The sequence below is a fragment of the Microcoleus sp. PH2017_08_TRC_O_A genome (assembly GCF_020738665.1).
GTDB lineage: Bacteria > Cyanobacteriota > Cyanobacteriia > Cyanobacteriales > Microcoleaceae > Microcoleus.
The window spans coordinates 48,956-63,007 of sequence record NZ_JAEQCE010000009.1 but is presented as its reverse complement, the minus strand read 5'-3'; the positions used below and the strand labels follow the sequence as shown (position 1 = coordinate 63,007).

At 48.2% G+C, this 14,052-nt stretch carries 9 protein-coding genes; 4 read left to right on the top strand and 5 right to left on the bottom strand.

Annotation, left to right across the window (positions count from 1 at the left end; genetic code table 11):
• The first annotated feature begins 125 nt into the window (after positions 1–125).
• Positions 126–2,189, top strand: coding sequence for a serine/threonine-protein kinase (locus JGK22_RS04375; protein WP_293216488.1), 2,064 nt, complete (start codon positions 126–128; stop codon positions 2,187–2,189).
• A gap of 146 nt (positions 2,190–2,335) precedes the next feature.
• On the opposite strand, the gene JGK22_RS04370 is transcribed toward JGK22_RS04375, so the two are convergent.
• Together JGK22_RS04370 and JGK22_RS04365 are read right to left on the bottom strand one after the other, a co-directional pair.
• On the bottom strand, positions 2,336–3,994 hold the full coding sequence (locus JGK22_RS04370) for a calcium-binding protein (protein WP_293216490.1): 1,659 nt from the start codon (positions 3,992–3,994) through the stop codon (positions 2,336–2,338).
• A gap of 52 nt (positions 3,995–4,046) precedes the next feature.
• Entirely contained in the window at positions 4,047–4,685 is a 639-nt protein-coding gene (locus tag JGK22_RS04365) for a transaldolase family protein (RefSeq protein ID WP_293232081.1), read from the bottom strand.
• A gap of 641 nt (positions 4,686–5,326) precedes the next feature.
• Here JGK22_RS04365 and JGK22_RS04360 point away from each other — a divergent pair.
• Positions 5,327–5,554, top strand: a complete 228-nt coding sequence (locus JGK22_RS04360; protein ID WP_293174374.1) for a hypothetical protein — start codon at positions 5,327–5,329, stop codon at positions 5,552–5,554.
• Between the two features lie 365 nt (positions 5,555–5,919).
• Here JGK22_RS04360 and JGK22_RS04355 read toward each other — a convergent pair whose 3' ends face one another.
• Positions 5,920–7,083, bottom strand: a complete 1,164-nt coding sequence (locus JGK22_RS04355) for a quinone-dependent dihydroorotate dehydrogenase (RefSeq protein ID WP_293174371.1) — start codon at positions 7,081–7,083, stop codon at positions 5,920–5,922.
• 360 nt (positions 7,084–7,443) lie between these two features.
• On the opposite strand from JGK22_RS04355, the gene JGK22_RS04350 reads away from it, so the two are divergent.
• A complete protein-coding gene (locus JGK22_RS04350; protein WP_293312405.1) occupies positions 7,444–10,362 on the top strand; it encodes a GAF domain-containing protein in 2,919 nt (972 codons plus the stop codon).
• Positions 10,363–10,498: 136 nt separating this feature from the next.
• Here the strand turns inward: JGK22_RS04350 and JGK22_RS04345 are convergent, their stop codons facing one another.
• Positions 10,499–10,957: an ABA4-like family protein gene (locus tag JGK22_RS04345; protein ID WP_293174365.1), complete on the bottom strand. Its 459-nt coding sequence runs from the start codon at positions 10,955–10,957 to the stop codon at positions 10,499–10,501.
• Between the two features lie 330 nt (positions 10,958–11,287).
• Between JGK22_RS04345 and JGK22_RS04340 the strand changes: the two genes are divergently transcribed.
• Entirely contained in the window at positions 11,288–12,301 is a 1,014-nt protein-coding gene (locus tag JGK22_RS04340; RefSeq protein WP_293210366.1) for a leucine-rich repeat domain-containing protein, read from the top strand.
• A 245-nt stretch (positions 12,302–12,546) separates the two neighbouring features.
• Here the strand turns inward: JGK22_RS04340 and JGK22_RS04335 are convergent, their stop codons facing one another.
• Positions 12,547–14,046, bottom strand: coding sequence for an NAD(P)/FAD-dependent oxidoreductase (locus tag JGK22_RS04335; RefSeq protein WP_293204681.1), 1,500 nt, complete (start codon positions 14,044–14,046; stop codon positions 12,547–12,549).
• Between the last annotated feature and the right edge of the window lie 6 nt (positions 14,047–14,052).

Below are 14,052 nucleotides of genomic sequence, written 5' to 3'. Positions count from 1 at the left end.
AGCCGACTCCCTTGGGTGAAGCAGGAAGCAGACCCTTCAAGAGCAATCTTGATTGAATAGTGAGACTTGAGAAAGTTTAGCTAAGTTTTGTGTAGCAGCAACCTCAATCAGGGTTATGTGGCTTCGTGAGTTATTGCCTCAATCCCAAATGCCCGAATCCCTCCGATCCAGCCAACTCTGGTAAATCCGCGTGCATCCACTGCGGGTCTGAACTTTTGTTGCAAGGTAGATATCGGCTAGTCGCGCCTCTCGGAGGCGGTGGCTTTGGCAGAACATTTGAAGTGGACGACAACGGCGCCCGAAGAGTGCTCAAAGTCCTGCTGAAAGAACATCCCAAAGCTGTAGAACTGTTTAAGCAAGAAGCCGACGTATTGGTCAGGCTGAGACATCCAGGTATTCCAAAGGTCGATCGCGACGGTTATTTTACATTTTCGCCAGCTCACAGCACAGAGTCTTTTCACTGTCTGGTGATGGAGAAAATTGCTGGGGCCAATTTGCAAGACTGGCTGAAACATCGGGGCCGCCCGATCAGTCAAGAACAAGCTCTGAACTGGCTCAAACAACTGTCGGAAATTTTAGACCAAGTTCACCGACTCAACTATTTTCATCGGGATATCAAGCCGCACAATATTATGTGCAAGCCGAACGGGCAGCTAGTGCTCATTGACTTCGGGACTGCTCGGGAAGTGTCGGCGACTTATTTCGCTAAGGTGGGCCAGGGGCAAAATGTCACTGGTATTGTTTCCCCTGGCTATACCCCGCCCGAACAAACTAATGGCAAGGCTGTTCCGCAGTCGGATTTTTTTGCTCTGGGGCGCACTTTTGTTTATTTGTTGACTGGGAAGCCACCGACTGCGTTCCCAGAGAACCCCCGCACGGGCAGATTAATGTGGCGCAAAGGAGCTCCTCAGGTTTCCGACCCCTTGGCTAATGTCATCGATTACCTGATGGCGCCTTTTCCCGGAAATCGACCTCAAAGTCCGCAGATGGTTTTGCAGTGCTTGGAGGAAATTAATCTTGACGGTGCGGAAACTCAGTTACCAACTCAGTTGCCGACGACGGGACAAACTAAAATTCGCGGAACTTCCGGGGTGTCTGGGGCGACGAAGCAGACTTCCATCAACCGCCTCAAACCTCTGAATTCTGGTGGCTTGAACCAGTCGGAGCAAGAGGTTTTAGATTGGAAAAAGAAGTTGGTGGCGGGCGCTGCTGTTTTGATGCTGGGTATTGGCGCGTCTCAAATTTATGGTTCGATGCGTTACGGGGTGTTTCCGGCAAATCCGTTGTGGCTGCTTTCTAGTTTGCCTAGCAGTCAGTTTTTGCAAAGAAGTTTGGATAATGTCGGAAGTGTAAATGCGATCGCCCTGTCGCCGGACGGTCAAACTTTGGTCAGCGCCAGCTTTGGGACGATTAGAATTTGGAATCTGAAGACGGGACGCCTGGTGCGGACTCTGAATCCGGTGCATTCTAAAAAATCGGTTAGCACGCTAGCGGTGAGCCCGGACAATTCGACTTTGGCCAGCGGCGGCAATGACAATAATGTGATTTTGTGGGATTTGAAGACGGGGCGGCGGGTGCGGACAATTCCTGCTCACAAAGCCCCTGTCAACGCGATCGCCTTCAGCAGCGACGGTCAAAATCTGGCTAGCGGGAGCGATGACAAAACTGTTCGCTTGTGGAATGTCAGAACCGGCAGCAGGTTGCTGACTTTGACCGGTCACACCGGAGGAGTAAACGCGATCGCTTTGAGCCGGGACGGTCAAACTCTCGCTAGTGGCAGTGAGGACAAGACTGTGCGTTTGTGGAATCTTGACACCGGAGAAGTCAGAAGAATTATCACTGGCCACGGGGGTGCGGTTAATGCTGTGGCTTTTAGCCCGAACGGTCAAGTTGTGGCTAGCGCTAGCAGCGACAATACGATCCGTTTGTCGAACGTGCAAGACGGGAAGCGCACTCGCACTTTTAAAGGCCATTCGAGCTGGGTGAGGACGATCGCCTTTAGTCCCGACAGTCGCACTTTGATCAGTGGGGGCGGAGATATTATAGTGTGGGATTTGAAGACGGGGAAAGAAAGAAACACTCTTTCTGGTCACGGCCAGTTTGTGAATTCTGTGGCTATTTCTAGAGATAACAAGACTTTGGTCAGCGGCAGTCCCGATCGCACGATTAAGATTTGGCGAATGCCTTAGTCAGTTGTTATTGGTTATTAGTTATTGGTTATTAGTTATTTGTGATTAGAAGAGTGCAAATAACTAATAATCAAGTAGCAATTATATCATCTCTGGTGAATTAACCATCATATAATTGAAGGGTATTTTCAGCTTTTCCCCTATCTTTAAACAGAGAAGAAATCTTCAGTGCCGATGAAATTGGGAGGAACGCCTGTCAAAAATGCTAAAACTTCACCGCTGCTGGCTACTCCAATTAATGTGCCGTTCATTCCAGCAGAAATTGATAGTTGTCCGAAGGTCAAACCATTAATTAATTGAATGGTATCTTGGCCGTTGGCAAAATCAGAGATGGTATCAATTCCCAACCCCGTACCTAAAACAAATACATCGTTGCCCAAGCCGCCGACGAGATTATCGTTGCCCAAACCGCCGTTGAGGGTGTCAAAACCTTTGCCGCCAGACAGGATATCGTTGCCGTCGCCGCCATTTAAGACATCATTAGCCCGCAAACCGGTCAGCACGTCATCACCTTCCAAACCGTTGATGATATCGTTGCCACTTGTGCCAGTCAGGTTGTCGTTGCCGAGAGTGCCGTTGATGACGTTTGGAGTGCTGCTGGTGTCAGCAACAAAAATGTCGTCTGTATTGTTAGTATCCCCCGGCACTACGTTGGAGGGAGATGCATAAAACGCCACAAACCGCCCGTCGGCTGAGATGGAGGGATTACCTCCCTCCTCCGGATAGCCTGCTGAGTCAAAAGAGACGTTGGTGGTGGTATTGGTGAGCGTGTCCCGCACGAAGATGTCGAAGGTCTTGGTACCCACTATGTTGAAGACACCAGATTCAAACGCCACAAACCGCCCGTCGGCTGAGGTGGAGGGGTTGTCGGAGCGAAAGTTCCTCTGATTGCCTGCTGAATCTACAGAGACGCGGGTGGTGGTATTGGTGAGCGTGTCCCGCACGAAGATGTCTCCGCTACTGTTAGTATCCCCCGGCACGAGGTTGGAGGTAAAAGACTCAAACGCCACAAACCTCCCGTCGGGTGAGATGGAGGGGGTTTGGGAGACACTGTTCCCCTGATTGCCTGCTGAGTCTACAGAGACGCGGGTGGTGGTATTGGTGAGCCTGTCCCGCACAAAGATGTCTGTGTAACCGTTGGTATCCCCCGGCACGAGGTTGGAGGCACTAGAATCAAACGCCACAAACCGTCCGTCGGCTGAGATGGAGGGGAAGTTGAAGAAGCTCCTACTACCATACTGCTGATTGCCTGCTGAGTCTACAGAGACGCGGGTGGTGGTATTGGTGAGCGTGTCCCGCACAAAGATGTCTCCGCTACTGTTAGTATCCCCCGGCACGAGGTTGGAGGCATCAGAATAAAACGCCACAAACCGCCCGTCGGCTGAGATGGAGGGGCGGCCGGAGGCATCGTTCGCCTGATTGCCTGCTGAGTCTACTGACACGCGGGTGGTGGTATTGGTGAGCGTGTCCCGCACGAAGATGTCGTCTGTATTGTTAGTATCCCCCGGCACGAGGTTGGAGGCAGCAGAAGAAAACGTCACAAACCGCCCGTCGGCTGAGATGGAGGGGCGGCGGGAGTTACGGTTCCCCTGATTGCCTGCTGAGTCTACAGAGACGTTGGTGGTGGTATTGGTGAGCGTGTCCCGCACGAAGATGTTGTTGTTATTGTTAGTATCCCCCGGCACGAGGTTGGAGGCAGCAGAAGTAAACGCCACAAACCGACCATTGGCTGAGATGGAGGGGCTGTAGGAGTCATTGTTCGCTTGATTGCCTGCTGAGTCTACAGAAACGCGAGTAATTGTCATAAGCCCTCACATTTAAAAGTACAAGTTTGGATTTGCCCTTTATCTACATGAGCTAATAACTAATTCCTCGCCCGTTTTTGGCAAATTCATCAACTGTTTGCTGGGACAATTCGTGAACGGCCATTGCTTGCAATACGTCCAAAGGTAATGTCAAATGATGAGCGCCGGCTAATAAAGTCTTTACCGCTTCTTCCGGCGATTTAATGCTGGCTGCCAAAATCTCTGTATTCGTTCTCTGCAAAACATTTGCCATATCCCGCACTAAAGCAAAACCGTCTCCGAGGAGTCTGGTGGCGCGATTCACGTAGGCGATCGCATATTTGGCGCCGGCTTCTGTGGCAACAACGGCCTGGGCTGCACTGTAAATAGCCGTCACTGCACAAGGAATTTCCGGCGACAAATGGGCTACTGCTTGGAAGCCCGCCGCCGTTGCTGGAACTTTCAAAACTGTCTGTTGTCCAATTAATCCAAAAGCTGCCTTTCCTTCTACTACCATGCCATCAAAATCAGATGCTGTTAGCTGATAATAGACTTCCCCGGAAATCAGTTGTGCCAGTTGTTTTAGTGTCTCTTCAGGAGATAGCTCGCTTTTTGCCAAAAGTGTGGGATTAGTAGTAATTCCCGCTATCCACCCGAACTTGCTCGCCCGTATGGCTTCCGCTACAATTGCTGTATCAACATAAATCGCCATCGGCTCTACACCTTCAGTTTCTTAATATTTTCCAGACCCTTGCTTTCAGCTTGAGAGCGATCGCAGTCAAATTAATTGTTAAGCTTTAACCATATCAGAATTTCGGAAATATTACTGTTAAGTAAATATAACAATTCAGTGATGTGCATCACTGGCAGTGTGTGAGTTAGGAATGCTTCAACAGTTGACAGTTGACAGTTGACAGTTGACAGTTGACAGTTTAAGAGCGACCTCTACCTAGAAGGAAGAGGATTGGAGTAATGAATAGCGTGATTTTAATTTCTCCCGGGCGGGCGGGCTTTCAACCAATTCTGTCTGGTAATATCGTGCCTGCGGTCACGAGCGCAATGAAATTAGTTTGTATGGAGGACTCGCATTCCTCACTCAAAACCGGATCGCGGTTATTTTATCGGAAAATACGAGGTATTAATTCAACAGGACTTACCCAAAAAGAATGGGTTTCTGAGGGAAAGTGCATAAGTGCTGTTGAAGATATCTGATAACTGAACTCAAAACTTTCAAGTCTCTTGGTAACTGCGATTCTCGGGGACTGAAAAATTTACTTCCCAAATCCCGGATACAGATAAGTTGTATTTGTAGTCATGGTTATGTATCTAATCACTCAAGGAGGTGACTCAGAAATGACTGAAAAAGAAAATCAGCACCCACAAATCAGATTTGAGGCGTCTTCTGAACCAGCCCAATCGCAAAAAGCACCAGCAACCGCTGACGAATTTTCGGCAAATGTTCAGTCTGAAAATGCGTTTCAACTTATTCAAAATATCCAACAAGACAATTTAAAAGCTCTAGAACGTTTCTTGATGGCGAGCATAGATTGGAAGATTTCAGAATTTTCTAAACGCAAGTAATTTAGGGAGCGCTACCGCAACTGGCGAGTTCTGAGTTGTGAGTTGCGTTGGCAATTTTGTTTGACTCAAAACTGACAACTCTTGAACTTAAATAATTTGCTGTTCTTGATAAACAACCCCGTTTGTAGTGAGGACTTTAGTCCTATTTTTAAGGGCTAAAATCTTGAACGCAGCGCTCATAACTTTTATTTTATTACTCTTGAAAAAGTGCTTGGATAAGCTGCTATTTTGGTGTCAGATTATTATGTAAGCATTTTTTTTAAGTGCTGTACTCAGATCCAGGTATGTAGTTGCGCTTCAGCGCTCTTTCTTTATATCTATGAAAGAGCGCTGAAGCGCAACTACGTACCTTGAAAAATGTTCGACTATTTAATATTTTCCGAACCAACGGCCTCTGAAATTGAATTAAATCCTTTTTCTTCTAACTTTTGCAGCAAGCCTGCCAAAATTCGGCGTACCATCCAAGGCCCTTCGTAAACCCAACCTGTGTAAACTTGAATTAAACTCGCACCGGCGGCAATTTTTTCCCAAGCATCTTCGGCGGTGAAAATGCCGCCTACTCCAATTATTGGTAATTCGCCTTTGGTATATTGCCAGATAAATCTGATTACTTCTGTCGATCGCACTTGCACTGGTATTCCGCTAATTCCGCCCGCTTCTTCGGCGATGGGTTTGCCTGTTTCTGGCAAGATTTGGGTTTTCAATCCGTCGCGGCGGATCGTGGTGTTGGTGGCGATAATTCCTGCTAGTTGGTAGGTTTTTGCTAAGTCGAGGATGGATGCGATCGCCTCTGGTTCCAAATCCGGCGCAATCTTGACTAAAATTGGCTTGATTCCCCGATTTTCTTGTTGCAAAGTTTCCAAAATTGTGCTAAGCCCAGCAGCATCTTGGAGCGATCGCAATCCAGGCGTATTGGGAGAGGAAACGTTGACTACAAAATAGTCGCCCCAATCTTTGAGCAGCTTAAAACTCTCCAAATAATCGGCTGCGGCCAGCTCTAACGGTGTTACCTTAGATTTACCAAGATTGATGCCCAAGGGGAAAGGAGGCTCAGGCATGGGGCGCGAGCCGTCTAATTTTAACTTTTTCTGTGCTTCCTGAAACCGGGCTGCCATTGCCGCGGCTCCTTGATTGTTAAATCCCATGCGGTTGAGGGCTGCACTGTCAGCAGACAAGCGAAACAACCGAGGTTGGGGATTTCCCGGCTGCGCTTGGGAGGTGACTGTACCGAGTTCGGCAAAGCCAAAGCCAAAATTTGCCCAAATGTCCGCAGCTACACCATTTTTATCAAATCCTGCCGCTAAGCCGACAGGATTTTTAAAGCTCAGTCCCCACTTCGATTGTTCGAGGCGAGAATCTTGGACTCCCAAAGATTTCTGCAATCGAGAGAGCATTTGACTGGTGGCAGGATTAGACTGGGTTCGGGCTGCTATTTCTAGAACTTGAAGAGTGCGGTTGTGCAGCCACTCGGCATCGGTTTTCAATACTGAAAACAACAGCGGGCGCACACCTAATTGATAAATATCCAATGACTTGTCCTGGGGCTATTGACAAATGAGAAATCAGAAGGGAAATAAAAATAGTCAGCAGGAGACTGGAAAGGGGGAGCATCTCAGTTTTGCCTTGATAGTGCTGTCCCCGCTCGCTTGCGGTTATAACCAAGCGAGCCGGGACAGCACTATATATATACAATAAAATGCTTTTTATAAAAATGAGCTACTCCCCTGGGAAGGTGAGATTTTTACTTTTACTGCGATCGACCGGATCGACATTTTAGATTGAAGCATAATTTAGACGACTATATTATAGGTTGATTCTTTTCCATTTTAAATTTTGAAATTTTTAAGTTTGTAAGTTGAAATTGGACAAAGGTGTGGGGAATCTGGGACATGGGGCAGGAGCAAAGAGCGAAGGATTTAGACGAACAAATCGCGGGGCTGGAGCGCGTGCTCCAAACTCTCCGAGAAGAGGAGAATGTGGAAGTGCTGCTGGAGACGGCACTCGGTTACTTGCAAGCGGAATTTGACTGGCGGTTGATTTGGATCGGGTTGTACGATCGACAGGCGCACCGATTGTTAGGGAAAGGCGGCATGACTCCTAATGGCGACTTGTCTTTTCTCAAACAGCGGTTTTCCCTGACTCCGGGGGATTTGCTGGAACAAGTGGTGATTCAGCTCCGGCCCGTGGGAGTCCCGGATTTGCGATCGGAAAACAGGGCCGGAGAATGGCGCAAAGCGGCTCAAACTTACAATATTCAAGGCACGACTCTGTTTCCGTTGCGCTACAAAGATCGCTGCTACGGCGTAATTTTGCTGGGGACAGACGTGTGGGGTTCTGCGCCAAATGCGGCAGAAAAAACGCAGTTGGCGATCGTATTTGGAGCACTGGCAACTGCTCTTTATCAAATAGAAAAAGATTGGCAGCGACAACAGGTCAAACGCCCGGATGAGTCTCTGTTAGCACTGATTTCGCAGTTGCGGGAATTGCGATCGCTCGACCAATATTTGCAAGCGGTAGTCGAACAAGCCCATGAATTTATTGAGCCGACGCGCACTAATGTTTATTGGTTCGAGCGAGAGCGACGCTATTTTTGGCGCCGAGTTAGCAACCGCCAAATTGCTCCTGGTTTGGGCCAGATCCGACCGGCTTCGGGCATTACTGTGCAAGACTTGGGCGAATTTTATCAGGCTTTAGCGGCCCAACAAATAGTTTGGATCGGTGAATCTCACAGTTCTCTGAAAACTGAGCTGACGGGGCGGTTGATGCAGCAAATTCGCGCTCGCTCTCTGTTGGCGGCGCCGATTGTTTTGGAAGGGGAATTGTTGGGATTTTTGGCAGTGGAAGCTGGCGAGCCGCGGATTTGGCAAGACAATGAAAAACAGTACCTGCGGGGAGCGGCGCAATTAGTGGCTCTGACGGCTCCTCTGTCGGAAATGGAGGAGAGGATTGAGCAAACACAGCTCGATCGAGATTTAACTGCCGGAATAGCTCGCGCCATCTACAGCGATGCTGACTGGGAGGCGACTTTGAAAAATACGGCGGAGCAGTTGTGCTCTCGGCTCAAGTGCGAATACTTTTTGCTGTTGTTGTACAGGGAAGAACAAAATCGCTTTGAAATTGTCTCCCAAAATCTGCCCCGCAACCGCAGACAAGTACCGTCGCCACTCAACGCCCTTGATGTGGCTGATGTGGGGCTGCTGCAAGAAAGCGCGGAACCTCTGGCGATCGAAAATTGGGAGGAAGACGGGCGGTTGGGCGCTTGGCGGGAAGTGCTGGCGGAAGCGGGGGTGCGATCGCTTTTGGCATCGAGCACTCGCACAAAACAGTCCGAGGGAGAAAACCCCAGTCGAAAATCGAAAATCGAAAATCGAAAATCGATCGAGGGTTTGCTGGTTGTCGGGCACAGCGCAACTCGCACTTGGAGGCGATCGGAGCGAGAATTAGTTCGAGTAGTCAGCCAACAGTTAGGATTGATTCTGCACTCCTGGCAGCAGAGTTCGGAAATTGACAAATATCAGGAATTTGAGCGATCGATCAAATCGGGTTTAGCGCTGTTGCAGCATTCGGGCGAGCCGCAATCTCCACAACAGAAATCTGTTGCTTCGCCGAATATGTTCCCAGAGTTGCCGCTGCAAAAGCTCGATCGTCATTTTGCCGAACACGTTTCCCAGACAATTGCCTGTCCTTTAGTGGCAGTAATTACTTGGAATCCCGGCTACGAGGCAGCTTCAATCTCCGCCGCAGTAGCTGCCAATCCCGTATTTGCCCTGAATCCCGAGGCGCTGATTCCTGTCCAAACAGACGCTTTGATCCAACAAACCCTGGCGGCAGGAGGCGTGCTGCAACAGAGTATGAGCCAAGTGCTGCTGGCGACAAAGCGGTGGCTGCGGAGTCCAGGAATTGGCGAAATTATGACAGTGGCGCTGCGGAGTGCCCCAGAACACGCTCCCTTGGGCATTGTGGTGGTGGCGGACGCTCCGGGCCGCCAGTGGTCGGAGTTGTCGGTGAATTTGCTGAGTTCGATGGCATCTCAGTTGGCTTGGCGGCGCAGGTATGTGGCAGTGCAATCGGCGCAGGAGTCGCAGCGATTGGATCTGGAGATGCTCAACTGGTACAAGCAGCGCCGTTTCGAGGATTTTTACCGCACTGTGGCAGCGGGCCTCAAGGAGTTGGGAGAGTTGAGCCAGTCGATTTTGCAGTCGGCGAAGGAACAAAAGGATGCTCTGAAAACCTTGCGCTACCAACAGGTTTTGCGGCAAATTGGCAATGCTTTGGGGTCAATTCATTTGGTGCTGAAACAGGAACAGTGGCGGCCGCAATTCGGACAAGATGCGGTGCCTGTGAGCGCTTGGCTGAGGCGATCGCTCGATCGCACGGCCCCCCTGGTCAAACAGTCGGGAATCTTGCTGGAAGTGAACAGAGAGACCGCTGTGTCGCTGCCTGCGGGTAAGACTTTGGGAGTTCGCGGAGATAGCATCAAGCTGGATTTGATCCTGTGCGAGTTGCTGGCGATGGCTTGCAGGCGTTCTGGAGCTGGCGATAAGATTGAGATTCGCTCTCAACTTTTGGGGGAAGAATGGCTAGAATTATCTGTGATTGATAGTGGCGAGTGCGATCGACAGTTACTTGCCGGCTTCAACGGCGGTTTTCACGGCGATATATTGGCCGTTACGTCAAATAGGTCGATCGGGCAAAATCTCTTAATTTGTCAGCGAGCAGTACGTTTAATGGGGGGAGACTTTTCCTTAGAAATCTTAGAAAATAACTTAATTGTCGCCCGCTTAGTCCTACCTCTAGCAGGTTCGTAGTCAGGACTTCAGTCCTTCTTCCAGGTTCGTAGTGAGGACTTCAGTCCGCATCCATAAATCTCAACTTAAATCCTCACCACTAAAACCTGCATCAAGAAATGGATGATTAACATCCAAACTATTGAAAACCCTCTGCTTAAACCGAAGGACTAGCAGTTTCCACCACATCAGAACTAGGGAAAAACTTGTCAGTAATCCAAGCAGTTAAAATATGAGAAAGCAATCCCATCGGCCCAGCAAACAAACACAAAGCCAAAGAATGAACAGTCCAAACACCCGTCCGTTGTCCTTCCAAATAAATCCAGCGTCCCACAAACAAATCCATCACTAAAAAATGAATCCATCCCGTAGCAGCCGCCGTTTCCTCCCCCAGAAACTTAGCAATATCTGCCAACTTAGGATTGGACAAAGCAGCCGCATTTTCTGGAGTCAGACTGCTACCAAACAAATATATGTACAAGACGGCGAGCACGGCAAACGGAATAAAGGAATTCATCACTTTGCGGGTGATTCCCCAGTTGGGCAATAAAATCATAATTGCCCAGAAAGGCAAAACGAACACATTACCTACATCGAAAATTAGTTCTGGCGTCATAGTCGGCTGTTGGCTCCTGTAAATGAATGCAATAAAAGATGTTGTTACGATTACTTTACACAATTTTTGCTAACATTTCTCAAAATCCGCAAAAATCCGATTCACAAATTAGACATAATTGCTAGATTTACGGGAAATGTAAGATTTACACGTGCAGGTACAGGTATGTAGTTGCGCTTGAGCGCTCTTTCATATAATAAAGAAAGAGCGCTGAAGCGCAACTACGTACCTCAAGAACAGGTATGTAGTTGCGCTTGAGCGCTCTTTCATATAATAAAGAAAGAGCGCTCAAGCGCAACTACGTACCTTAAGAACTAACAGGTAAAACCTATGACAACAAATTATAATAACTTTCCCGATTGGTGCAAGCACAAAGATAATCTCTCTCCCGGCGCCAAACATACCGTAGAAATACTGTTGCAAATATCAGATACTACCGAGTGCGATCGAGCTAACGAAGTGCTTGCTAATACAACAGAAATAAATCTTAAACTTGCTCAACTTACCGATATCAGTCCCCTGTCATCTTTCACTCAACTTACTAATCTAAATCTTAGTAGCAATCAAATATCTGACCTCGCTCCCCTGAAATCTTTAACCAACCTGAAAACTCTGATAATAGATGTCAATCAAATATCAGACATCAGTCCGCTTTTATCTCTAACAAATCTGACTAAACTCGTTCTCGATACCAATCAAATATCAGACATCAGTCCCCTGGCGCGTCTAACTAATCTTGTCGAACTTGTCTTGTTTGATAACAAAATTTCTGACATCAGTCCCGTGAAAACTTTAACCAACTTAAAGGCGCTGATTCTGTACAAAAATCAAATATCAGATATCGCTCCTCTGTCAAATTTAACTGAACTTCAGACACTCTACCTTTACAAAAATCAAATATCGGATATCAGTCCGCTGGCTGCTTTGAAAAATCTCACTACGCTGTTTCTATTCGAGAATCAAATATCTGACTTAACTCCGCTGAAAGCTTTGACTAAATTAAATAAACTGGTTTTGTTTGAAAATAAAATATCTGATGTTAGTCCTTTGGCAGGTTTGACTAATTTAGTTGAGCTGAACCTTGGCAACAATCAAATTTCAGACATTACTCCGCTGAAATCATTAACTAATTTGACTCAACTTTATTTGTTCAATAATCCGATTGCTGATATCAGCGCGGTGCAAGCTTTGAATAATTTGTTTGTACTCGACTTGTACAACAATCAAATTTCCGATATCAGTCCACTGCAATCTTTGCAAAAGCTAACGACGCTTGACTTGCGCGGAAATTCGATTGTAAATAAGATTTGCCCGGTGACTCCTGAATCAATCTGTCGGTTTTAATTGTTAAGGCGGTGGCGAAATCTGGGTGGGTATGATAAGCTATCGAACGTCGGTATCAGGAGAAAGTTATGAGCGGACATGATGCTTTGATGTTAGGAATGCTGCTGTTGCCCGGTTTGGCTTTGTCGATCGCAGTTATGGGCGCTTTTGCCGCTGGTGGATAAAGTGTTCGTAGTGAGAACTTTAGTCCTATTTAAAATTATAAGAGGACTAAAGTCCTTACTACGAACCTGTGGCGGCTGGGTTTACAAAAATTGTGCTGTGATGTCGGAATTGACTAGGGTATTCGCGCACAAAATACCCGATGCTGCGACGGCGGGAACCCCGATTCCGGGCATGGTGCTGTCTCCCACCCGATATAAGCCTTTGACTGGTGTTTGCGGCCCCGGAAAGGTGCCTTTGCCGGCGGCGATTGCAGGCCCGTAGGTTCCTTGATAGCGGTGCAAAAATCGGGCGTGGGTTAGCGGTGTGCCGATCGACTCCAGGACTATTCGCGATCGCAAATCCGGTATAATTTTTTCTAAAGCTTTGAACAGAGATTGCGATCGCTCTTGTTTCCTTTCCTGATAACCGCCGCCATACTCCCAGCCTGCGTAAGGTTCCAATGTATAGGCGTGAATCGCGTGATGTCCCGGCGGTGCAAGAGTTGCATCCCACACAGTCGGAATCGAAATCATGCAGGTATTTCCGGGTACTGTAATGTCAACCTTGCTGTCATGAACGACGACGTGGTGGCCGGTCAAGCCTTCGATTCCTTCGGCTTTAATGCCTAAATGCAGGTGCATGAAACTGTCTACGGCGGGCATCGATAAGGCAGTTTTTCGGTAACTTTCCGGCAAATCTTCAGGGCGCAGTAATTTTGTATAAGTATCCCAAACTGTAGCATTTGAAATCACAATTGGGGCGCGGATTGTTTCGCCATTTTGCAAGCGAACTCCCGTAGTTTTGCCAGATTCAACTAATATTTGCTCGACGGGTGTTCCCAATCGCAATTTTCCACCCCAGCGCTGCAAGCCTCGAACTAAAGCATCGACGATCGCACCGCTGCCACCTACAGGATACTCGATCGCCGATCGCGATCGTTCGCCAATCATAAAAGCGATCTCTGGCGCGACGGTTCCATGCGCTTTCAAGCCCGATAGCAAGAAGCACTCCAAATCGATCAAACGCCTCACCCAAGGATCTTGCACGTCCCTATCCATTAATGTACCAGCCGAACTGGCGATCGCACCTAATGACGGCAAAAGCTTCAGCAAAGCAGGCGAGTAGCGAGACAGCAACACGGGTATCAACTGCCAGTCGGATCTCAGTGCTAAAGCCGGAATTCCCCGCAAACCTTCATACAAAACTAATAAATTTTGTTGAAATTGCTGCAATTCTATAGCGCCTTGCGGTGCGAATTTAGCTACAGCATCTAAGTAATTTCTCGCATCAGCATAAACTGGCAAAGTTCCCTCAGGAAAATGGTAATGCCCCAGGGGATCGTAGGCAATAGCTGCGATCGATTCCTCCAAAATATTCAAGACTTGCCGCAAAGGATTCAGCGACTGGGGGTCACTCAAACCGCAATAAAAAGAAGGCCCCGAATCAAAATGAAATCCCCGGCGCGAAAAGCTGTGAGCAGCCCCCCCCGCTATGGTGTGGCTCTCGCAGACGAGTACCCCTTTGCCGTAGCGAGCCAGCATCGCACCCGCCACTAAGCCGCCAATACCGCTGCCAATTACGATCGCATCAAAGTCTTGCATTTATCA